Source organism: Paenibacillus sp. FSL K6-2393, from assembly GCF_038002545.1.
Classification (GTDB): Bacteria; Bacillota; Bacilli; order Paenibacillales; family Paenibacillaceae; genus Paenibacillus.
In genome coordinates this window covers 824,960-846,588 of sequence record NZ_JBBOCU010000001.1, presented here as the reverse complement: position 1 = coordinate 846,588, position 21,629 = coordinate 824,960, and the positions used below count along the sequence as shown (strand labels likewise).

Sequence of the window (21,629 nt, the reverse complement as noted above, 5' to 3'; positions counted from 1 at the left end):
TCAGTCTCCTTTCTCTTCAGCTTGAATGTTGGTGGATTCCAGAAATGAATGAACCGCGTAACGGAGCTTTCCATTTGTCACCCGACCACTCTCGTTTAAACTGTTCACAACCTCGCTGCTAATCATGGGCTGGAGTTCAAGATGAAGAAGATTCTTCTTCTTTGGTTGATCAAACTTACGTTTGTCTCCATCCGCAATATATACGAACTTACTGTCCGCTATAGCAACAATTACTGCGGCTTGGTCCGCATTGCGGCCTTTACGGATCTTCACAAGTTGACCGAGCTGCGGATTAGACTGACTGTTCATGCCTCATCACCTACGCATTCAGTTTCGTGAAAATTTCCATACCATCTGGTGTAACTGCTACGGTGTGTTCAAAGTGGGCACATAACTTTCCATCAACCGTGACGACAGTCCAGTTATCTTCCAACGTTTTCACATACCGTCTACCTACGTTAACCATCGGCTCTATGGCCAGCACCATGCCCGCTTTAAGCCGTGGTCCCCGATCGGGAAGACCATAGTTCGGAATCTGTGGTTCTTCGTGCAGATCTGCGCCTATGCCGTGACCGACATATTCACGAACTACGGAGAACCCTTCATCTTCAATATATTTCTGAATCGCATGAGATATTGTAAACAAGCGAACGTCCGGTTTTACCAGCGCCAGACCTGCGTATAACGAAGCCTCGGTAACGTCCAGAAGACGACGGGCTTCTTCGGAAATACGGCCGACCGGATAAGTCCAGGCGGAATCTCCATGATACCCCTGGTACTGCGCGCCAATGTCAAACGTAACGATATCGCCCTCGTTCAACTTGCGTTTGCCGGGAAATCCATGTACCAACTCTTCATTTACTGAAGCGCACACACTGGCAGGGAAACCGTTATAACCTTTGAAAGACGGCACAGCTCCTTGACTGCGGATATATTGATCGGCCATATGGTCAAGTTCTCCAGTCGTAATACCGGGAGCGATATGCTCTGCCAAGAGACGGTGCGTTTCCGCAACAATTCTCCCTGCTTCCCTCATCAAGCCCAGTTCCGTTTCGGACTTACCAATGATCATCAATTAACCTCTCAGTAAGGACACGATTTCTTGAGAAACTTGATCGATATCCTGTTCTCCGTTCATTTGACGAAGAAGACCTTTAGTCTCATAGAACGTGAGGAGTGGTGCTGTTTTGTTGATATACTCGTCCAGTCGTGTACCTACACTCTCTTCATTATCATCAGAGCGTTGATACAACTCACCAGCGCATTTATCACAAATACCTTCCTGCTTAGGCGGATTGAATACCACATGATAAGTGGAACCACAGTTTTTACAAATTCGACGACCCGTCAAACGAGCCAGCAATTTGTTGCGATCCACTTTCAGGTTGATTACATGATCGAGACCTGAGTTCAATCGATCCAGAATGCCATCGAGCGCTTCTGCTTGCGAAAGGGTTCTTGGAAATCCGTCCAAGAGGAAACCTTCTCTGCAGTCAGGCTGCTGCAAACGTTCTTCAACGATGCCAATGGTTACATCATCTGGTACAAGCAATCCTTGATCCATATATTCCTTGGCTTTCATGCCAATGGGAGTTCCCTGTTTGATCGCGAGACGAAATGCATCGCCTGTTGAAATATGGGGAATACCGAACTCTTTCACGATGACGTCTGCTTGCGTTCCTTTTCCTGCCCCCGGAGGGCCCATGAATAGGATGTTCACGTTATGTCACTCCCTCCAAGACTACCCTACATCAACAAACAGCACAATAGGTGCCGGCAAGTAAATCTTCACTCGACCGGTACCTATTGCCTATTTATTGATAAAACCTTTGTAGTGGCGTTTGATCAATTGGCTTTCGATTTGCTTCATCGTATCCAGCGCAACACCGATAACGATCAGGAGGGATGTTCCTCCAATTTGCGCAGATTGAGGCAAACCAGAAAGTGCCCCTAAGAATACAGGCAGAACGGAAATGACTGCCAAGAAGATGGCTCCGGCCATTGTCAAACGAGTCATGACACGGGTCAGATATTTCTCGGTTGCTTTACCCGGGCGAATGCCTGGGATGTAACCGCCGTTCTTTTTCATATTATCAGCCATCTGCTGTGGATTCATCTGTACAAAAGTATAGAAGAATGTGAAACCGAAGATCATCACGACATACAGCAACATACCCAGAGGTTTGTGTGTAGTCAGGTTCTGTCCGATCCACTGTGCCCAGAGGCGATCTGCCCAGAAGTTGGCGATGATCGTTGGGAACATCAACAGCGATGAAGCAAAGATGACAGGGATAACACCTGCTGCATTAATTTTCAGCGGGATATGTGTATTCTGTCCACCGTACATTTTGTTACCTACGACACGTTTAGCGTACTGTACAGGAATTTTCCGAATCGCCTGCTGAATGTAAATGACTCCTATGATGATCAACACAATAACAATTGCGATGATAACACCTTTAAGAATATTCATAAACAGTTGGTCAGGTTGAATGAAGTCAGATTCGATCGTTTGTTTGATAATGTTAGGCACCGTAGATAGGATACCCGCAAAGATCAAGATCGAAATCCCGTTTCCTATGCCCTTCTCGGTGATCTGCTCACCAAGCCACATCAGGAATGAAGTACCGGCCGTAAGTACAATCGCGATCAAGATATAATCTGCAAAAGTAGCGTTAGGCACCATCTCTGTATTGTACAAGCGGTTGAATCCGATCGACGTACCAAACGCTTGAATCAATGCCAGCCCGATGGTTAAATAACGGGTTAACTGTGCAGATTTCTTCTTACCTTGTTCACCTTGCTTTGCCCACTCCGCTAATTTAGGAATAACGTCCATGGAAAGCAACTGTACTATGATAGACGCAGTGATGTAAGGCACGATCCCGAGCGCAAATATCGAGAACTGGAAGAGCGCTCCACCCGAGAACGTATTGAGAAGTCCAAAAACTTCTTTACCCGCAGAATTTGTCGCTTCGAACACATCTTTGTTAACTCCCGGCACGGGGACAAAGGAGCCGATGCGGTAAATGATCAGTACAAAAAGGGTAAATAATACCCTTTTGCGCAGATCTTCAACCCGCCAGATATTCTTTAGGGTCTTGAACATTAAATCACCTCAGTTGTACCGCCAGCAGCTTCAATTTTCTCAATAGCAGATTGAGAAAACTTGTTAGCTTTAACAGTCAGCTTCACAGTGACATCACCGTTACCCAGGATTTTGATTCCGGATTTAGCGTTTTTAACTACGCCGTTCGTCATCAAGAATTCTGGAGTTACTTCAGTACCCGCAGCAAAACTGTTCAGGTCTTCAGTATTCACAACTGCATATTCTTTGCGAGTTGGGTTTACAAAACCACGTTTTGGCAAGCGACGATACAATGGATTTTGTCCACCTTCGAAGCCTGGACGAACTCCACCGCCAGAACGAGAATTTTGTCCTTTGTGACCGCGACCTGATGTTTTACCTGTACCACTACTTGGACCGCGACCAAGACGTTTACGTTCTTTGCGGGATCCAGGAGATGGTGAAAGCTCATGTAACTTCATCGTTCGTTGCACCTCCTTAAAGATTTGTGGGATTAACCCGTTTTTAAGCTTCTACTTCTTTAACAGCAACCAAGTGGCTTACTTTGTTAATCATACCACGGATGGCAGGATTATCGTTTTGTACCACTTTGCTATTGATTTTGCGCAAACCCAATGTTTTCACAGTTGTTCTTTGCGTCTCCGGACGTCCGATCAAGCTGCGGACGAGGGTAATTTCTAATTTAGCCATGAGAATTCCCTCCTTAACCCAGAAGCTCTTCGACGGATTTTCCGCGCAGTTTAGCCACGTCTTCAGCACGCTTCAAACGGGACAAACCTTCCAAAGTCGCATTGACCATGTTCATGGAATTCGAAGAACCCAGAGATTTTGTCAAAATGTCACCTACACCAGCAAGTTCGAGAACCGCACGTACAGGACCACCAGCGATAACACCAGTACCTTCAGATGCTGGTTTCAACAGCACGCGTCCTGCGCCGAACTTACCTGTTACCAAGTGAGGAATCGATGTTCCTACGAGTGGAACGTGTACAAGGTTTTTCTTAGCGTCTTCAATACCTTTGCGAATTGCATCAGGTACTTCGCCCGCTTTACCGATACCAGCTCCAACCCAGCCGTTGCCGTCGCCGACTACAACCAGTGCGCTAAAGCTGAAACGGCGTCCGCCTTTTACTACTTTAGCTACGCGATTAATATTTACAACTCTTTCAGTCAGTTCCAAAGTATTCGGATCTACACGCAAGTCGTTAACCTCCTTTTGAAAAATATCTTAAAACTCAAGTCCTGCTTCACGAGCCGCTTCAGCCAATGCTGCGATACGACCATGGTACAGATAACCGCTACGGTCAAATACGATGTTGGAAACACCTTTATCTTTAGCACGTTTAGCAACGAGTTCGCCAACTTTACGAGCTGATTCAACAGATGCACCATTTTTGATGTCAGTGCTCAATTCTTTGTCTACAGTAGACGCAGAAGCGATTGTTACACCAGCAACATCATCGATGATTTGAGCATACATATGTTTACCAGAACGGAATACGTTCAAACGAGGACGTGCTGCCGTTCCTTGGATTTTCTTACGAACACGAAGGTGTCTTTTCAGACGAGCCTTATTTTTATCTGGTTTCGTAATCATCTCAAAGATTCACTCCTTTCAGGTTACCTCGCTGGCTTCAAAGCAGAAGCCACGGGGTATATTAGAGACACACGAAGCAAGCAAGCCGAAAGCCGCGCAAAGGCGGTAAGAGAAATCTTATTTCTTCTTACCGGCTTTACCTTCCTTACGGATGATACGCTCGCCTTCATATTTAATACCTTTACCTTTGTATGGCTCAGGCTCACGTACGGAACGGATTTTAGCAGCGTAAGCACCTACACGCTCTTTGTCAATTCCGCGAACGATGATTTTTGTATTCGAAGGTACTTCGAATTCAATTCCCGCTTCCGGTGTAATTTCAACCGGGTGAGAGTAACCAACGTTTAGAACGATTTTATCTCCGGATTTGCTTGCACGATATCCGACCCCAACCAATTCCAGAGATTTCGCGAATCCTTCAGTAACGCCGCTCACCATATTGTTTACAACGCTACGCGTTGTGCCGTGCAAAGAACGGTGAGTTTTGTTATCGGAAGGACGCACAACTGTGATTTCGTTATTTTCAACTGTAACCTTCATGTCTTTATGAAGCTCACGAGTCAAAGTTCCTTTTGGTCCTTTTACCGTAATAACGGTGTTGTCCAGGGTGATGTCTACACCACTTGGTACTGTGATTGGTTTGCGACCAATACGAGACATATGTTGCACCTCCTATCTTGTGACGTTATATTACCAAACGTAGCAAACGACTTCTCCGCCGGATTTCGATTGACGAGCTTCTTTGTCCGTCATGATACCTTTAGATGTCGAGATGATCGCGATTCCCAGGCCACCAAGTACACGAGGTACTTCGTTGCTTTTCGTGTAAACACGAAGACCAGGTTTACTGATTCTTTTCAGACCAGTGATAACGCGCTCGTTATTTTGACCGTATTTCAGGAAAACACGGATAATCCCTTGTTTGTTATCATCGATAACTTCAGCGTCACGGATGAAACCTTCACGCTTCAGGATATCGGCGATTTGTTTTTTCATTGTCGAAGCAGGCATTTCTACCGTTTCGTGACGAACAGTGTTCGCGTTACGAATACGAGTAAGCATATCTGCAATTGGATCAGACATAGTCATTGTGAGTTAACCTCCTTCCCGTTCAGGACTTTTTACCAGCTTGCTTTTTTCACGCCAGGGATCTGGCCTTTATAAGCTAATTCACGGAAACAAATTCTGCAAATTTTGAACTTTTGCAGGACCGAATGTGGACGTCCGCAACGCTCACAGCGTGTATATGCACGTACTTTAAACTTAGGTGTACGTTGTTGTTTAACTTTCATCGAAGTTTTTGCCACTTAGCCTGACACCTCCTAAATAATTTCGGAGAAAAGGGAGTCTTTCCAGACACCCGGAAACGTTATGCCAACATTACTTAACGAAAGGCATTCCCATTTGCGTGAGCAATTCGCGGGACTCTTCGTCTGTTTTCGCCGTTGTTACGATGACAATATCCATACCGCGGACTTTATCAACTTTATCATACTCGATCTCTGGGAAGATCAATTGTTCTTTCAGACCCAGTGTGTAGTTACCACGTCCGTCGAAAGCTTTGCTCGATACACCACGGAAGTCGCGGACACGAGGAAGCGTAACGTTGAACAGTTTATCGAGGAAGAAGTACATACGCTCGCCGCGCAATGTTACTTTAACACCGATAGGCATATTCTCACGCAGTTTGAATCCTGCGATAGATTTTTTAGCACGAGTGATTACAGGTTTTTGACCTGCGATCAGTTGCAAATCGCTTACTGCGGAATCCAACACTTTGGAGTTTTGGACAGCGTCGCCCACACCCATGTTGATAACGATTTTCTCGATTTTCGGCACTTGCATTACCGTTGTATAGTTAAACTTCTGCATCAAAGCAGGAGCGATTTCTTGCAGGTAACGTTCTTTCATTCTTGATGCCATGAATCATAGCCCTCCTTTCTCATTCGGTTCAATTAGTCGATAATTTCTCCGGAACGTTTAGCAACGCGCACTTTCTTTCCGTTATCCAAAACTTTGTAACCTACACGGGTTACTTTTCCGCTCTTCGGATCGATGTGCATTACGTTGGAAACGTGAATCGGAGCTTCCTTCTCGATAATGCCGCCTTGCGGATTTTGCTGGTTAGGCTTCTGGTGTTTTTTCACCATGTTAACACCTTCCACAAGGACGCGGTTCTCACGAGGATAAGCAGCGATGACACGGCCTTTTTTACCTTTGTCTTTACCGCTGATCACCATAACCGTATCTTCCTTCTTAACGTGAAGTTTGTTGTTATGGGATTCCAGAACTTTTTTCACTCTTGGCATTTCGTACACCTCCTGTTTCTAACATCACGAGATTAAGCTTTAGATTACTTCTGGAGCCAAGGAAACGATTTTCATGAAGTCTTTATCGCGAAGTTCGCGAGCAACTGGTCCGAAAATACGTGTTCCACGTGGGCTTCTGTCGTCTTTTACAACAACCGCTGCATTTTCATCAAAACCGATGTAGGAACCGTCTTTACGACGTACAGAACGTTTCGTACGAACGACAACCGCTCTAACTACATCACCTTTTTTGACAACGCCGCCTGGTGTTGCTTGTTTAACAGAACAAACGATCAGATCACCGATTTGAGCTGTACGACGTCCCGTACCGCCGAGTACGCGGATACACATCAGTTCCTTCGCACCGGAGTTGTCAGCCACAGTCAAACGTGTAAATGGTTGAATCATTTAGTATTCCTCCTTTCAGCAGTGCTGCTGAGCATTAGATGATAACCGCTTTTTCTACGATTTCAGTAAGTCTCCAGCGTTTATCTTTCGAAAGCGGACGAGTCTCCATGATTTTCACCGTGTCACCGATTTTCGCAGTGTTTTCTTCGTCATGTGCTTTGAATTTTTTAGTAACCTTAATGCGTTTATGGTACAAGTTGTGTTTTTTGTAAGTTTCTACAGCAACAACAATTGTTTTGTCCATTTTATCGCTGACCACTTTACCAGTTTGCACTTTACGTGCGTTACGTTCTTCGCTCATTGTTGGCCTCCTTCCTGATTACGGACGGATTGTCCATCCTATCCCTAATTAACCGATTCCCAATTCTCTCTCACGGATAATGGTTTTAGCACGAGCTATTTCTTTCCGCACATCACGGATGCGAGTCGGGTTATCCAGCTGACCGGTAGCTAATTGAAAGCGGAGGTTAAAGAGTTCTTCTTTAAATCCGGCAATCTTTTGCTCGATTTCAGCAGAGGTTAGGTTGCGAAATTCACTAGCTTTCATTTGCTTCACCACCCAATTCTTCACGTTTCACGAACTTCGTTTTGATTGGCAGTTTGTGAGCGGCAAGACGCATTGCTTCGCGTGCAATTTCCTCCGGTACACCAGCAAGTTCAAACATGATCTTACCTGGTTTCACTACTGCAACCCATTTTTCTACGTTACCTTTACCGCTACCCATCCGAACCTCGAGAGGCTTTTGAGTGATTGGTTTGTCTGGGAAAATTTTGATCCAAACTTTACCACCACGTTTGATGTAACGAGTCATCGCAATACGAGCCGCTTCGATCTGACGGTTCGTAATCCAAGCCGGTTCCGTAGCTTGCAGACCGTATTCGCCAAAGTTCAGAGTCGTTCCGCCTTTAGCTTGGCCTTTCATATGTCCACGTTGTTGCTTACGGTGTTTTACACGTTTTGGTACCAACATGATTAGTTGCCTCCTTCCTTAGCAGCTTGTTTCTTAGCCGTAGGAAGAACCTCTCCACGATAGATCCATACTTTTACGCCGATACGTCCGTAAGTAGTATGAGCCTCTGCTGTACCATAGTCAATGTCAGCACGCAGTGTGTGCAGTGGAACAGTTCCTTCGCTGTAGCCTTCAGAACGTGCGATCTCAGCACCGCCAAGACGTCCGCCTACTTGAGTTTTGATACCTTTAGCACCGGAGCGCATAGTTCTTTGAATTGCTTGTTTCAGAGCACGACGGAAAGAAACACGACGTTCCAATTGTTGTGCAATGCTTTCAGCTACAAGAACAGCGTCCAAGTCTTGGTTCTTAATTTCAGAAATGTTGATGTGTACTTTTTTACCGCCAGCAATTTTCGTAATTTGGTTACGAAGATTTTCAACTTCCGAACCACCCTTACCAATAACCATACCTGGTTTAGCAGTGTGAATCGTTACGTTTACGCGGTTAGCCGCTCTCTCAATTTCTACACGAGATAAAGCGGAGTCTTTCAATTTATTTTTCAGGAATTCACGAATTCTCACGTCTTCCATCAAAAGATCACCGAAGTCTTTGCCTGCATACCACTTAGATTCCCAGTCACGGATAATTCCGACACGGAGTCCGACTGGATTTACCTTTTGGCCCACACATTTCCCCTCCTTCTACTTCTCAGATACCACCAAAGTAATGTGGCTAGTACGTTTGTTAATACGACTTGCACGTCCCATTGCACGAGGGCGGAAACGTTTCATTGTCGGTCCTTGGTTCACGTAAGCTTGCGAGATAACCAAGTTGTTAACATCCAAAGAATAGTTATGTTCCGCATTCGCAATAGCGGAGTTAAGCAACTTCTCAACGATTGGAGAAGCGGATTTCGGAGTGTGACGGAGAATGGCAACCGCCTCACCTACTTGCTTGCCGCGAATCAAGTCAACAACGAGTTGAACTTTACGAGGAGCAATCCGGATAAACTTAGCATGTGCTTTTGCTTCCATTGTGTAACCTCCTCTCAAACATTAAAGATGTTCATTTATCTTCTTGTTTTCTTATCATCATCAGTATGGCCTTTGTACGTACGGGTTGGAGCGAACTCACCCAGTTTGTGTCCGACCATGTCCTCAGTTACATATACTGGCACGTGTTTACGACCATCGTAAACGCCAAATGTGTGTCCGATGAATTGTGGGAAAATTGTAGAACGACGGGACCAGGTTTTGATTACGTTCTTCTTACCTGAAGCTTCCATCTCTTCTACCTTTTTGAGCATGTAGCCATCAATGAATGGCCCTTTTTTCAAACTGCGACCCATGTGGAGATCCTCCCTTCAAACGTAGCTATTATGCATCCGCAGATGCCTCACGAAGTTATGCACAGTGTGTATTACTTCGTGCGGCGGCGAATGATGTATTTATCAGAAGCTTTATTTTTCTTACGCGTTTTGTAACCAAGAGTAGGTTTACCCCATGGTGACATTGGCGATTTACGTCCGATTGGAGCACGACCTTCACCACCACCGTGTGGGTGATCGTTAGGGTTCATTACTACACCACGAACCTCAGGACGTTTACCCAACCAACGGCTACGACCGGCTTTACCGATTTTGATGAGCTCGTGGTCTTGGTTACCAACAGATCCGATTGTCGCACGGCAAACTTTCAAAATACGACGAACTTCTCCGGAAGAGAGACGAACGGAAACGTATTTTTCTTCTTTACCAAGCAATTGAGCTTCTGTACCAGCAGCACGAACCAATTGTCCGCCTTTACCTGGTTTCAACTCGATGTTGTGGATAACGGTACCTACTGGAATGTTTTCGAGTGGCAGTGCGTTACCGATTTTGATGTCTGATTCAGGTCCGGAGAATACTTGATCTCCAACTTTCAAACCTTTAGGAGCGATGATATAACGTTTCTCACCATCAGCATAGTGAATCAGAGCGATGTTGGATGTACGGTTCGGGTCATACTCAATCGTAGCAACGCGGCCCGGTATTCCATCTTTAGTACGTTTGAAGTCAATGATACGGTATTTACGTTTGTGTCCACCACCATGGTGACGAACTGTAATTTTACCTTGGTTGTTGCGGCCTGCTTGTTTGCTCAACGGGGCCAACAACGATTTCTCCGGCTGATTTGTGGTGATTTCCTCAAATGTAGAAACGGACATGTTCCGTCTTGCCGGGGAAGTTGGTTTATACTTTTTGATTGGCACTGGGTTTCCCTCCTTACTTCAAAAATTCAATTATACAGTTTCAAAGAACTCAAGCGTTTTGCTGTCTTTTGTCAGCGTTACAAACGCTTTTTTCCATTCGCTAGTATATCCGGAATAACGTCCGTACCGTTTCGGCTTAGCTGGAACACGAAGCGTGTTCACGTTTTTCACTTTTACATTGAAAATAGCTTCTACTGCCTTTTTGATCTCGGTTTTGTTTGCACGGATATCGACTTCAAATACATATTTCAAGTCGTTCATCATGTCAGCAGTACGTTCCGTAATAATCGGACGTTTTACAATATCACGAGGATCCTTCATTACGCGAGCACCTCCTCTACCTTCTGAACTGCTTCTTTCGTAATGATCAATTTGTCGTGCGAAAGCACGTCAAGAACATTAATGCCGTCAGCAGCTACGAATTTCACGCCTGGAATATTCCGTGCGGAAAGAGCTACATTATCATCATAGCTAGGAGCTACAATCAAAGCTTTACGTCCCACTTTGAGGTTACTCAAGATGGCTGCGAATTCTTTAGTTTTAGGTGTGCTCAATGTGAGAGCGTCCAAAACGATAATGTCATTGTCAAGCACTTTGGATGAAAGGGCTGATTTGATCGCCAAGCGACGAACTTTCTTAGGCAGTTTGTACGCATAGCTCCGTGGTGTTGGACCAAATACGATACCGCCGCCTTTCCATTGTGGTGAACGAATTGAACCTTGACGAGCGCGACCTGTACCTTTTTGTTTCCAAGGCTTACGTCCACCGCCACGTACTTCAGAACGTCCTTTTACTTTGTGGGTACCTTGACGAAGGGAAGCGCGTTGCATAAGAACTGCATCGTACAGAACGTGTTGGTTCGGCTCAATTCCGAAAACCGCATCGTTCAATTCAACTTCGCCTACTTGGCTACCATCTACATTGTAAACTGATACTTTTGGCATTTTGTGTTCCTCCTTTCTTCAGTGGTTATTTTTTCACCGTTTCTTTAACTTTAATGAGACTGTTTTTCGGTCCAGGAATGGAACCTTTCACGAGCAACACGTTACGCTCAGCGTCTACTTTAACTACTTCAAGACGTTGGATTGTAACAGTATCATGTCCCATGTGTCCTGGCAGGCGTTTGCCTTTAGGAACGCGGTTAGCTTGGATCGAACCCATTGAACCAGGGCCACGGTGGTAACGCGAACCGTGTGACATAGGTCCAGTGCTTTGTCCCCAACGTTTGATAACGCCGGCAAAACCTTTACCTTTAGATACACCCGTTACGTCAACGAATTCGCCTTCAGCGAAAATGTCAGCTTTCAGTTCTTGGCCAACTTCATATTCTGCGATGTTGATACCGCGAACTTCACGAACGTAGCGCTTAGGGGCAGTGTTCGCTTTTTTAGCGTGACCTGCTTCTGGCTTGTTAGCATTTTTCTCTTTCTTATCGGAGTAACCGATTTGAATTGCTTCGTAGCCATCGTTCTCAATGTCTTTCTTTTGCAAAACAACACAAGGGCCTGCTTCGATAACCGTTACTGGAACTACGTTACCTTCAGGAGTAAATACTTGAGTCATTCCGAGTTTTTTTCCTAAGATTGCTTTCATGTTGACACCTCTTTTCCTCTATACATGGTCTTTGTTGTAGCTATATTACAATTTAATTTCGATATCTACACCGGACGGCAGATCCAAGCGCATCAAGGCATCCACAGTTTGTGGAGTCGGGTTAACGATGTCGATCAAACGTTTATGTGTACGTTGTTCGAATTGTTCCCGAGAATCCTTGTACTTGTGCACCGCACGAAGAATAGTAATGATTTGTTTTTCAGTAGGAAGCGGAATCGGACCGGATACACCAGCACCCGAACGTTTTGCTGTTTCAACAATTTTCTCCGCGGATTGATCAAGAATTCTGTGGTCGTAAGCTTTCAAACGAATACGAATTTTTTGCTTTGCCATTTTAGTCCCTCCTTCTATCGCCCAATTTTTTATCGGACATACTCCGTGAAAATTTTCTAGCCACTCTCCCATGGCAAAGGGGCCGGGTGTGCCAGTAACCTCTCACATCATCGCAACGTCACAGAACAACATTCATTATTATATAGAAAAGATAGGCGTATTGCAAGCATATTTAAGAAAAACATTTAAACTTATCTTTTCTGATGAAATGACTTCGTTTATTGCAGTGTTATTCTTCAATATCCAGGCTGCCTTGCCAATCCTTCTAAACTCGTAAATGATGTTCATTTCGTATGACGCAGGTTCCGAAACTTTTAACATAATAAAAGAGTTCTCTATCCGATGTCGGATAAAGAACTCTTCCGAAGCTTCGTTACAATACAATGTTACTCGTTCCAGTACACTGTTGCATATGCTTTATTCAGCGTTAAGCCGAATTATTTTTGGATAGATGCTACGGAACCGGCACCTACTGTACGTCCACCTTCACGAATGGAGAACTTAGTTCCTTCTTCAATCGCGATTGGGGAGATCAGGGAAACAGTAACAGTGATGTTATCACCAGGCATTACCATTTCAGTACCTTCAGGCAAGTTGATGATGCCTGTTACGTCAGTTGTACGGAAGTAGAACTGTGGACGGTAACCAGTGAAGAATGGTTTGTGACGTCCGCCCTCTTCTTTAGTCAGAACGTAGATTTGAGCTGTGAATTCTGTGTGAGGCTTAACAGAACCCGGTTTAGCCAAAACTTGGCCACGCTCGATGTTGTTACGGTCAACACCACGAAGAAGTGCTCCGATGTTGTCACCAGCTTGAGCGGAATCCAGCAATTTGCGGAACATCTCAACGCCTGTTACAACAGATTTTTTAGTTTCTTCAGTGATACCAACGATTTCGATCTCTTCGCCGACTTTAACAGTACCACGCTCTACACGGCCAGTAGCAACAGTACCACGACCAGTGATGGAGAATACGTCCTCGACAGGCATCAAGAAAGGCTTGTCAGTTTGACGCTCAGGCAGTGGGATGTAAGTGTCGATCTCTTTGAACATCTCAACGATTTTTTGAGCCCATTCGCCATCTGGGTTTGCCAGTGCTTCACGAGCGGATCCACGAGTGATTGGAGTATCGTCACCTGGGAACTCATATTCGTTAAGAAGGTCGCGAACTTCCATCTCAACCAATTCCAACAACTCTTCGTCTTCAACCATGTCACATTTGTTCAAGAATACAACAATGTAAGGTACGCCTACTTGACGGGAGAGCAAGATGTGCTCACGAGTTTGTGGCATTGGGCCGTCAGCTGCGGATACTACCAAGATAGCTCCGTCCATTTGTGCCGCGCCAGTGATCATGTTTTTAACATAGTCGGCGTGACCTGGGCAGTCTACGTGAGCGTAGTGACGAGTGTCAGTTTCGTACTCAACGTGTGCTGTGGAGATAGTGATACCGCGCTCGCGCTCTTCTGGAGCTTTGTCGATTTGGTCGAATGCTACAGCAGCACCACCGTAAGTTTTGGACAATACAGTTGTGATTGCAGCAGTCAGAGTTGTTTTACCGTGATCGACGTGACCAATAGTACCGATGTTAACGTGGGGTTTATTACGTTCGTATTTAGCCTTTGCCATTTGAACGTGGCCTCCTTAAAATTATAATTTTATGTTTTCACTGAATGAAGTGCTCCGAAATGAATTCTTATGCACTTGCATCCAGTGTGAGAAAACTACTCGGTGCCTTTTGTTTTAGCAACGATTTCTTCAGCGATGCTCTTAGGAACTTCTTCATAATGAGAGAGTTCCATGGAGAATACGCCGCGTCCTTGAGTACCGGAACGAAGAGTTGTAGAGTAACCAAACATTTCAGACAAAGGTACCTTAGCACGGATGATTTGAGCTCCACTACGGGAATCCATACCTTCGATGCGGCCACGACGGGAGTTCAACATACCCATTACGTCACCCATGTACTCTTCTGGAACAGTTACTTCTACTTTCATGATAGGCTCAAGCAGAACTGGTTTACACTTGTCTTTAGCCGCTTTAAGCGCCATAGATCCGGCAATTTTAAATGCCATCTCGTTGGAATCGACATCATGGTAAGATCCGTCTACGATTGTAGCCTTAACGTCAACAAGCGGGAAGCCTGCAATAACGCCGTTTTTCATTTGCTCTTCAATCCCTGACAGTGCAGGTTGAATGTATTCTCTTGGAACGGAACCACCGACAACCTTACTTTCGAACTGGCTGCCTGTACCCGGCTCGAGAGGTTCGAATTCAACCCATACGTGACCGTATTGACCACGACCACCGGATTGACGTACGAATTTACCTTCAACGCGCGCTGGAGCACGGAATGTTTCACGGTAAGCTACTTGTGGTTTACCCACAGTAGTTTCAACCTTGAACTCACGACGCATACGGTCGATGATGATATCAAGGTGAAGCTCACCCATACCTGCCAAGATTGTTTGACCTGTTTCTTCGTCAGTATGAGCACGAAGAGTTGGATCCTCTTCAGTCAACTTACCGAGAGCAACACCCATTTTATCTTGGTCAGCTTTGGTTTTAGGTTCAACGGCGATTTCGATAACCGGATCAGGGAAGTTCATTGACTCCAGGATAACCGGATTTTTCTCATCACATAGTGTATCACCTGTACCCGTATCTTTCAAACCTACGGCAGCTGCAATATCACCGGAGTAAACTTCAGTGATCTCTTGACGGCTGTTCGCGTGCATTTGAAGGATACGACCGATACGCTCACGTTTGTTTTTAGTGGCATTCAATACATATGATCCGGATTGAAGAACACCGGAGTATACGCGGAAGAATGTCAATTTACCAACGTAAGGGTCAGTCATGATTTTGAATGCCAATGCGGAGAATGGCTCTTCATCAGAGGACTTACGAACTGCTTCAGTTCCATCTTCAAGATGACCAGTGATTGATGGTACATCTGTTGGAGCTGGCAAGTAGTCGATAACAGCATCCAACATCAGTTGAACACCTTTGTTACGGTATGAGGATCCACAGATAACTGGGAAGATCTTAACATCTACAACACCTTTACGGAGTACGGCTTTGATCTCATCAATTGTGATTTCTTCGCCTTCCAGGTATTTCATTGTCAAGTCTTCATCCAGTTCAGCAACGCGCTCAATCAACTCGTTGCGAAGTTCTTCAACTTGATCTGCAAATTCTGCAGGAATGTCGGTTTCTTCGATATCTTGTCCGAGATCATCTTTGTACATATGAGCTCTTTGTGCAACGATATCGATGATACCTTTGAAATCATTTTCAGCGCCGATTGGAAGTTGAATCGCAACAGCGTTCGCTTGAAGGCGATCACGCATGTCAGATACAACGTTCAGGAAGTCAGCACCGATGATATCCATTTTGTTTACATATGCGATACGAGGTACGCCGTACTTGTCAGCCTGTCTCCATACGGTTTCGGACTGAGGCTCAACGCCTTCTTTCGCACTGAATACACCAACTGCTCCGTCCAATACACGAAGGGAACGTTCAACTTCAACAGTGAAGTCAACGTGTCCCGGGGTATCAATAATATTAACGCGGTGGCCTTTCCAAGCAGCGGTAGTTGCAGCGGAAGTAATCGTAATTCCGCGCTCCTGTTCCTGTTCCATCCAGTCCATTGTCGCAGCGCCTTCGTGTACTTCACCGATTTTATGCGTACGTCCTGTGTAGAACAAGATCCGCTCAGTTGTCGTGGTTTTACCCGCATCAATATGAGCCATGATCCCGATATTACGTGTATTTTTCAAGGAGAACTCTCTAGCCATGAAATGGGTCTCCCTTCAAAATTGAAGTTTTTTATTGTGAACTGAATCCTACCAACGGTAGTGAGCAAACGCTTTGTTCGCTTCAGCCATTTTGTGCGTATCTTCACGTTTTTTAACGGAAGCGCCTGTGTTGTTGGAAGCGTCGATGATCTCAGCCGCCAAACGCTCTTCCATTGTTTTCTCACCGCGGTTGCGGGAGTAGTTCACGAGCCAACGTAGTCCCAGAGCAGTACGTCTCTCTGGTTTTACCTCGATTGGTACTTGGTAGTTGGCACCGCCGACACGGCGAGCTTTAACTTCCAGGACTGGCATGATATTCTTGATTGCTGCTTCAAATACTTCCATCGGGTCATTACCCGTACGTTCTTGAATCAACTTGAACGCATTATACAGAATGCTTTGAGCAACACCGCGTTTTCCGTCGAGCATGATGCGATTGATCAAACGAGTAACCAACTTGCTGTTGTATACCGGATCTGGCAACACGTCTCTTTTCGTAACTGGACCTTTGCGTGGCATGGATATCCCCCTTTCTTTCTTGTTCAGCAGACCCTGTACCTTCCAGACCTAAGCCAGAAGGCTTTCAGGTTCTCTGCTTATAATGGTTTAGGCTTTTTTAGCTTTTGGACGTTTTGCACCGTATTTCGAACGAGCTTGCATACGGTTGTTTACGCCTGCAGTATCGAGAGCTCCACGAACGATGTGATAACGAACTCCTGCAAGGTCTTTAACTTTACCTCCGCGGATCAGTACCACACTGTGCTCTTGAAGGTTATGTCCGATTCCCGGGATATAAGCAGTTACCTCGAGACGGTTCGTCAAACGAACACGAGCATACTTACGAAGTGCAGAGTTTGGTTTACGTGGAGTCATTGTACCTACACGAGTGCAGACACCACGTTTTTGTGGGGCACTGATGTTAGTAGATTCACGTTTCAAAGCGTTGAATCCTTTTTGCAAAGCTGGAGATTTTGACTTCTCAACTTTTGCTTGACGTCCTTTACGAACCAGTTGATTAATAGTTGGCATGTGATTGCCACCCCCTTCCTCAAATATTCATGTTTCTTTATAAACCTCTTTTCGCTAAGTCCACAGACCCAGGCGGTTCATAAAAAGACAAATGAAAAGTTTTTGCCTTAGAGAATCCCTAAAAGTTCTCGGACAAAAACGTTCCTTACACTATCATTTTACGACAGCAGCCATAGCTGCTCCCACTCCAATCCCGCAAGCTTTGCCGAGATTTTTCATTGTATCCACTTTCGTGTACTTCACATTGTGTTGTTCACACAAAGCAATGATTTTGGAAGTGAGCTGCGGATCACTATCTTCTGCGACATAGACTTCAGAAGCCATACCTGTCTGCACCATCCGCATGGTCTGTTTGGTACCTATTTTGACATGAGCATCTTGCAAGGCTTTTTCATTAGACATTGTGCATTCCTCCGAATAGAACCATGTACAATCAGCTGCCCACGCACCTTTGATATATTAGCATCTAGCGCAAGCATTGTCAATGCTAATCCTAAAACATTTTTTAAAAGTTTACGCACATCAGGATTCGTCCGCCTGCATTATACAAGCGTCCGCCTCCTGAAGTACAAAACTTTCATTCTCCTCTAAATGAGGAGGAATCTATTTAATCAACCGAAACTGGCTCAAGTTCTTCTACTGAAGATTGACCATCTTCTGGCTCAGCAAATTTGATGCTGCGGTAACGGTGCATACCTGTACCTGCAGGAATCAATTTACCGATGATTACATTTTCCTTCAGACCTAGCAACTGATCGACTTTACCTTTGATCGCTGCATCTGTCAGTACACGTGTAGTTTCTTGGAACGAAGCCGCCGAGAGGAAGGAGTCTGTTTCCAGGGATGCTTTCGTAATACCGAGCAGGATTGGTTTAGCAACCGCTGGCTCTTTATCACTAAGAATCGCAATTTTGTTAGCTCTTTCGTACTCATGCGTATCAACGAACGATCCTGGCAACAGCGTTGTATCACCTGCATCTACGATGCGGATTTTACGCAGCATTTGACGGATCATAACTTCAACGTGTTTGTCATTGATTTCTACGCCTTGGTTACGGTATACGCGCTGTACTTCCTGCAAAATGTAGTTTTGTACGCCACGTACGCCTTTAATGCGCAGCATTTCTTTTGGATCAATGGAACCGTCTGTCAACTCGTCACCAGCTTCAATTTCCATGCCTTCGCTTACGCGCACACGGGAACCGTAGGTAACAGAGTATACTTTGGACTCCGCTTCACCTTGAATTTCGATTTCACGACGATCTTTCGCTTCGCGAATCTCTTTTACCACACCATCAATCTCACTGATCGTTGCTTGACCCTTAGGATTACGAGCTTCAAACAACTCTTGGATACGCGGCAAACCTTGCGTAATATCGTCTCCGGCTACACCGCCGGTGTGGAACGTACGCATTGTAAGCTGTGTTCCTGGCTCACCAATGGATTGTGCTGCAATAATACCAACTGCTTCACCAATCTCCACGTGTTTACCTGTCGCAAGGTTACGACCATAACACTTCTTGCAGACACCGTGACTTGCACGGCAGCTGAGTACGGAGCGGATTTGCAATTTGGTGATTCCCGCTTTGATGATCGCTTCTGCTTTATCGGAGTCAATCAATTCATTACGACCTGCAATGATTTCTTTTGTTTCCGGATGACGAACTGTCTCGAAGCAGTATCTGCCTTCAATACGGTCGTAGAGATCTTCAATAACCTCTTTACCATCCTGGATACGACTTACCGTAAAGCCTTTATCTGTACCACAATCATCGTCACGCACGATTACGTCTTGGGCTACGTCTACGAGACGACGAGTCAGGTAACCTGAATCGGCTGTACGTAGGGCTGTATCCGCCAAACCTTTACGCGCTCCGTGAGTGGAGATAAAGTACTCGAGTACCGTCAGACCTTCACGGAAGTTCGATTTGATTGGGAGTTCGATAATACGACCGGATGGGTTGGCCATCAGACCACGCATACCGCCCAATTGGGTGATTTGCGATTTGTTACCCCGTGCTTTGGAGTCTACCATCATCATGATCGAGTTGTAACGATCCATGGACTTCATCAGAATCTCAGTGATGTCATCTTTGGATTTTGACCAGATATCAATGATACGGTCATAGCGCTCTTCATTCGTAATCAGACCACGACGGTACTGATTCGTAACGATTTGTGCTTTTTCCTCAGACTGTCTAAGAATTTCAAACTTCTCAGGCGGAACGATAACATCAGATACCGCAACCGTAATACCGGCACGTGTAGAGTATGTGAATCCAAGTTGTTTGATTTTATCCAAAATAACGGCTGTTTCCGTTGTGTGATAAATTTCAAAACAACGTGCAATGATGGAGCCGAGGTATTCTTTACCGACACCGCCAGCCAGAGGAGCATTCATAATAGCTTCTCTGAGATCAGCACCTTTTTCATATACAAATGAGTGATCTGCAGTACCTTGGTATAGGTTAGCACGAGTCGCATCATTGATATACGGGAAGCTTGCCGGGAAAATTTCATTAAAGATAATTTTACCGATAGTTGTCAGCAACATTCCTTCTTGCTGTTCTTCCGTGAAGCTTGTTTTACCAAGCGCCTTAACCGGAATAGCTACACGCGCATGCAGACCAGCAGTACCACGTTGGTATGCCGATACAGCTTCGTTAACTGTACGCAAGATCATACCTGTGCCCTTTTCTTCCTTGTTGTCCATAGTGAGGTAATAAGAACCAAGCACCATATCCTGGGAAGGAGTAACAACCGGTTTACCGTCTTTCGGGTTCAAAATGTTACCAGATGCAAGCATCAGGATACGTGCTTCCGCTTGAGCTTCAGCGGACAACGGAACGTGCACGGCCATTTGGTCACCGTCAAAGTCGGCATTGTATGCCGTACATACGAGCGGGTGAAGACGAATTGCTTTACCTTCAACGAGAATCGGTTCAAATGCTTGAATACCGAGTCTGTGAAGCGTAGGGGCACGGTTCAACAGAACCGGATGCTCCTTGATTACTTCTTCAAGAACATCCCATACTTCAGGACTTACACGCTCAACTTTACGTTTCGCGCTCTTGATGTTGTGGGCAAGCCCTTTATTAACAAGCTCTTTCATAACAAAAGGCTTGAACAATTCAAGTGCCATATCTTTTGGCAGACCACACTGATACATTTTCAGGTAAGGTCCAACAACGATAACGGAACGACCAGAATAGTCAACCCGTTTACCGAGCAAGTTCTGACGGAAACGTCCTTGTTTACCTTTCAGCATGTGGCTGAGAGATTTCAATGGACGGTTACCAGGACCCGTTACCGGGCGTCCACGACGACCATTATCGATCAATGCGTCAACAGCTTCCTGCAACATCCGTTTTTCATTTTGCACGATAATATCTGGCGCGCCCAGATCAAGCAGACGTTTCAGACGGTTGTTCCGGTTGATTACACGGCGATACAAGTCATTCAGGTCAGACGTTGCAAAACGTCCGCCATCCAACTGTACCATTGGACGAAGTTCCGGTGGGATAACAGGAAGTACATCCATGATCATCCACTCTGGCTTGTTGCCGGAGTTACGGAATGCTTCGATAACTTCCAGACGTTTGATTGCACGATTACGACGTTGTCCTTGCGCAGTCCGGAGCTCTTCTTTCAGGAACTCGAGCTCTTTGTCTATGTCAAGGTCTTGAAGCAATTTTTTAACCGCTTCTGCGCCCATGCCAGCCTGGAAACCATAGCCGTATTTTTCACGGTAGCTGCGGTATTCTTTCTCGGACAACAGCTGTTTTTTCTCCAGTGGAGTTTCTCCTGGATCAGTTACAACATATGATGCAAAATAAATAATCTCTTCGAGTGATCTTGGAGACATATCCAGCGCAAGACCCATACGGCTCGGAATACCTTTGAAGTACCAGATATGCGATACCGGAGCAGCGAGCTCAATATGGCCCATCCGTTCGCGGCGTACTTTCGCACGTGTTACTTCAACGCCACAACGATCACAGACAACGCCTTTATAACGGACGCGTTTGTATTTACCGCAATGACATTCCCAGTCTTTTGTAGGGCCAAAAATCTTTTCGCAGAACAGCCCTTCTTTTTCCGGTTTCAACGTACGATAGTTGATCGTTTCCGGTTTTTTCACTTCTCCGCGGGACCAAGAACGAATTTTCTCTGGGGAAGCAAGCCCGATCTTCATGTATTCGAAATTGTTGACGTCCAACAAGGAGCAACCCTCCTTAACCAATTC

Annotated in this window: 31 protein-coding genes; all 31 read right to left on the bottom strand. The window is 45.4% G+C overall.

The features are described 5' to 3' along the window. The 31 genes from MHI14_RS03610 to rpoC all read right to left on the bottom strand — a co-directional run bounded on the left by MHI14_RS03610 (position 1) and on the right by rpoC (position 21,605). Positions 1 to 309 (bottom strand): KOW domain-containing RNA-binding protein, encoded by a 309-nt coding sequence (locus MHI14_RS03610; RefSeq protein WP_091039171.1) that lies wholly within the window; start codon positions 307 to 309, stop codon positions 1 to 3. A 10-nt stretch (positions 310 to 319) separates the two neighbouring features. Continuing rightward, entirely contained in the window at positions 320 to 1,072 is a 753-nt protein-coding gene (gene map, locus MHI14_RS03605; RefSeq protein ID WP_036607191.1) for a type I methionyl aminopeptidase, read from the bottom strand. Positions 1,073 to 1,075: 3 nt separating this feature from the next. Beyond that, complete coding sequence (locus tag MHI14_RS03600) at positions 1,076 to 1,720, bottom strand: adenylate kinase (protein WP_036607188.1); 645 nt, start codon at positions 1,718 to 1,720, stop codon at positions 1,076 to 1,078. A 90-nt stretch (positions 1,721 to 1,810) separates the two neighbouring features. After that, positions 1,811 to 3,109, bottom strand: a complete 1,299-nt coding sequence (secY, locus tag MHI14_RS03595; RefSeq protein ID WP_047841120.1) for a preprotein translocase subunit SecY — start codon at positions 3,107 to 3,109, stop codon at positions 1,811 to 1,813. Beyond that, positions 3,109 to 3,549, bottom strand: a complete 441-nt coding sequence (gene rplO, locus MHI14_RS03590; RefSeq protein ID WP_017692093.1) for a 50S ribosomal protein L15 — start codon at positions 3,547 to 3,549, stop codon at positions 3,109 to 3,111. The genes secY and rplO overlap by 1 nt, the downstream gene beginning before the upstream one ends. Positions 3,550 to 3,592: 43 nt before the next feature. Next, complete coding sequence (rpmD, locus tag MHI14_RS03585; protein ID WP_017692092.1) at positions 3,593 to 3,778, bottom strand: 50S ribosomal protein L30; 186 nt, start codon at positions 3,776 to 3,778, stop codon at positions 3,593 to 3,595. A 13-nt stretch (positions 3,779 to 3,791) separates the two neighbouring features. Beyond that, on the bottom strand, positions 3,792 to 4,289 hold the full coding sequence (gene rpsE / locus MHI14_RS03580) for a 30S ribosomal protein S5 (RefSeq protein WP_017692091.1): 498 nt from the start codon (positions 4,287 to 4,289) through the stop codon (positions 3,792 to 3,794). A gap of 27 nt (positions 4,290 to 4,316) precedes the next feature. After that, on the bottom strand, positions 4,317 to 4,685 hold the full coding sequence (gene rplR, locus MHI14_RS03575) for a 50S ribosomal protein L18 (RefSeq protein WP_017692090.1): 369 nt from the start codon (positions 4,683 to 4,685) through the stop codon (positions 4,317 to 4,319). 117 nt (positions 4,686 to 4,802) lie between these two features. After that, positions 4,803 to 5,345 (bottom strand): 50S ribosomal protein L6, encoded by a 543-nt coding sequence (rplF, locus tag MHI14_RS03570; RefSeq protein WP_017692089.1) that lies wholly within the window; start codon positions 5,343 to 5,345, stop codon positions 4,803 to 4,805. A 30-nt stretch (positions 5,346 to 5,375) separates the two neighbouring features. Then, positions 5,376 to 5,774: a 30S ribosomal protein S8 gene (rpsH, locus tag MHI14_RS03565; RefSeq protein ID WP_017692088.1), complete on the bottom strand. Its 399-nt coding sequence runs from the start codon at positions 5,772 to 5,774 to the stop codon at positions 5,376 to 5,378. Between the two features lie 32 nt (positions 5,775 to 5,806). Continuing rightward, a complete protein-coding gene (locus MHI14_RS03560) occupies positions 5,807 to 5,992 on the bottom strand; it encodes a type Z 30S ribosomal protein S14 (protein WP_013312154.1) in 186 nt (61 codons plus the stop codon). 73 nt (positions 5,993 to 6,065) lie between these two features. Continuing rightward, positions 6,066 to 6,608 carry a 50S ribosomal protein L5 gene (gene rplE / locus MHI14_RS03555; RefSeq protein ID WP_062836185.1) on the bottom strand — a complete coding sequence of 181 codons (543 nt, stop codon included), beginning with the start codon at positions 6,606 to 6,608 and terminating at the stop codon, positions 6,066 to 6,068. A 32-nt stretch (positions 6,609 to 6,640) separates the two neighbouring features. Further along, positions 6,641 to 6,994 carry a 50S ribosomal protein L24 gene (rplX, locus tag MHI14_RS03550; protein WP_017692086.1) on the bottom strand — a complete coding sequence of 118 codons (354 nt, stop codon included), beginning with the start codon at positions 6,992 to 6,994 and terminating at the stop codon, positions 6,641 to 6,643. Between the two features lie 39 nt (positions 6,995 to 7,033). Then, positions 7,034 to 7,402: a 50S ribosomal protein L14 gene (gene rplN / locus MHI14_RS03545; RefSeq protein ID WP_017692085.1), complete on the bottom strand. Its 369-nt coding sequence runs from the start codon at positions 7,400 to 7,402 to the stop codon at positions 7,034 to 7,036. A 34-nt stretch (positions 7,403 to 7,436) separates the two neighbouring features. Continuing rightward, complete coding sequence (rpsQ, locus tag MHI14_RS03540) at positions 7,437 to 7,703, bottom strand: 30S ribosomal protein S17 (protein ID WP_017692084.1); 267 nt, start codon at positions 7,701 to 7,703, stop codon at positions 7,437 to 7,439. Between the two features lie 48 nt (positions 7,704 to 7,751). Then, the gene (rpmC, locus tag MHI14_RS03535) at positions 7,752 to 7,949 is read right to left on the bottom strand and encodes a 50S ribosomal protein L29 (protein ID WP_017692083.1); all 198 of its coding nucleotides are present in this window, start codon (positions 7,947 to 7,949) and stop codon (positions 7,752 to 7,754) included. Further along, a complete protein-coding gene (rplP, locus tag MHI14_RS03530; RefSeq protein ID WP_017692082.1) occupies positions 7,939 to 8,373 on the bottom strand; it encodes a 50S ribosomal protein L16 in 435 nt (144 codons plus the stop codon). Before rplP ends, rpmC begins: the two co-directional genes overlap by 11 nt. Before the next feature lie 2 nt (positions 8,374 to 8,375). Then, a complete protein-coding gene (gene rpsC, locus MHI14_RS03525; RefSeq protein ID WP_076216858.1) occupies positions 8,376 to 9,041 on the bottom strand; it encodes a 30S ribosomal protein S3 in 666 nt (221 codons plus the stop codon). A gap of 15 nt (positions 9,042 to 9,056) precedes the next feature. Further along, positions 9,057 to 9,389 (bottom strand): 50S ribosomal protein L22, encoded by a 333-nt coding sequence (gene rplV / locus MHI14_RS03520; protein ID WP_024633583.1) that lies wholly within the window; start codon positions 9,387 to 9,389, stop codon positions 9,057 to 9,059. A 35-nt stretch (positions 9,390 to 9,424) separates the two neighbouring features. Beyond that, complete coding sequence (gene rpsS, locus MHI14_RS03515; protein WP_062836183.1) at positions 9,425 to 9,703, bottom strand: 30S ribosomal protein S19; 279 nt, start codon at positions 9,701 to 9,703, stop codon at positions 9,425 to 9,427. A gap of 71 nt (positions 9,704 to 9,774) precedes the next feature. After that, entirely contained in the window at positions 9,775 to 10,605 is an 831-nt protein-coding gene (rplB, locus tag MHI14_RS03510) for a 50S ribosomal protein L2 (RefSeq protein WP_017692078.1), read from the bottom strand. A gap of 30 nt (positions 10,606 to 10,635) precedes the next feature. Beyond that, positions 10,636 to 10,926, bottom strand: a complete 291-nt coding sequence (rplW, locus tag MHI14_RS03505; protein WP_017692077.1) for a 50S ribosomal protein L23 — start codon at positions 10,924 to 10,926, stop codon at positions 10,636 to 10,638. Next, positions 10,926 to 11,549: a 50S ribosomal protein L4 gene (gene rplD / locus MHI14_RS03500; RefSeq protein WP_017692076.1), complete on the bottom strand. Its 624-nt coding sequence runs from the start codon at positions 11,547 to 11,549 to the stop codon at positions 10,926 to 10,928. Before rplD ends, rplW begins: the two co-directional genes overlap by 1 nt. A 25-nt stretch (positions 11,550 to 11,574) precedes the next feature. Beyond that, complete coding sequence (gene rplC / locus MHI14_RS03495) at positions 11,575 to 12,198, bottom strand: 50S ribosomal protein L3 (protein ID WP_053779208.1); 624 nt, start codon at positions 12,196 to 12,198, stop codon at positions 11,575 to 11,577. A gap of 45 nt (positions 12,199 to 12,243) precedes the next feature. Further along, the gene (rpsJ, locus tag MHI14_RS03490; protein WP_017692074.1) at positions 12,244 to 12,552 is read right to left on the bottom strand and encodes a 30S ribosomal protein S10; all 309 of its coding nucleotides are present in this window, start codon (positions 12,550 to 12,552) and stop codon (positions 12,244 to 12,246) included. A 437-nt stretch (positions 12,553 to 12,989) separates the two neighbouring features. Continuing rightward, on the bottom strand, positions 12,990 to 14,180 hold the full coding sequence (tuf, locus tag MHI14_RS03485) for an elongation factor Tu (RefSeq protein WP_062836181.1): 1,191 nt from the start codon (positions 14,178 to 14,180) through the stop codon (positions 12,990 to 12,992). Positions 14,181 to 14,275: 95 nt separating this feature from the next. Then, on the bottom strand, positions 14,276 to 16,354 hold the full coding sequence (gene fusA, locus MHI14_RS03480) for an elongation factor G (RefSeq protein ID WP_091039168.1): 2,079 nt from the start codon (positions 16,352 to 16,354) through the stop codon (positions 14,276 to 14,278). Between the two features lie 48 nt (positions 16,355 to 16,402). After that, positions 16,403 to 16,873 carry a 30S ribosomal protein S7 gene (gene rpsG, locus MHI14_RS03475; RefSeq protein WP_018753997.1) on the bottom strand — a complete coding sequence of 157 codons (471 nt, stop codon included), beginning with the start codon at positions 16,871 to 16,873 and terminating at the stop codon, positions 16,403 to 16,405. Between the two features lie 87 nt (positions 16,874 to 16,960). After that, on the bottom strand, positions 16,961 to 17,383 hold the full coding sequence (gene rpsL / locus MHI14_RS03470) for a 30S ribosomal protein S12 (protein ID WP_017692070.1): 423 nt from the start codon (positions 17,381 to 17,383) through the stop codon (positions 16,961 to 16,963). A gap of 153 nt (positions 17,384 to 17,536) precedes the next feature. Beyond that, positions 17,537 to 17,785: a ribosomal L7Ae/L30e/S12e/Gadd45 family protein gene (locus MHI14_RS03465; protein WP_047841123.1), complete on the bottom strand. Its 249-nt coding sequence runs from the start codon at positions 17,783 to 17,785 to the stop codon at positions 17,537 to 17,539. Positions 17,786 to 17,990: 205 nt separating this feature from the next. Continuing rightward, positions 17,991 to 21,605: a DNA-directed RNA polymerase subunit beta' gene (rpoC, locus tag MHI14_RS03460; RefSeq protein ID WP_091039166.1), complete on the bottom strand. Its 3,615-nt coding sequence runs from the start codon at positions 21,603 to 21,605 to the stop codon at positions 17,991 to 17,993. Positions 21,606 to 21,629: the final 24 nt, after the last annotated feature.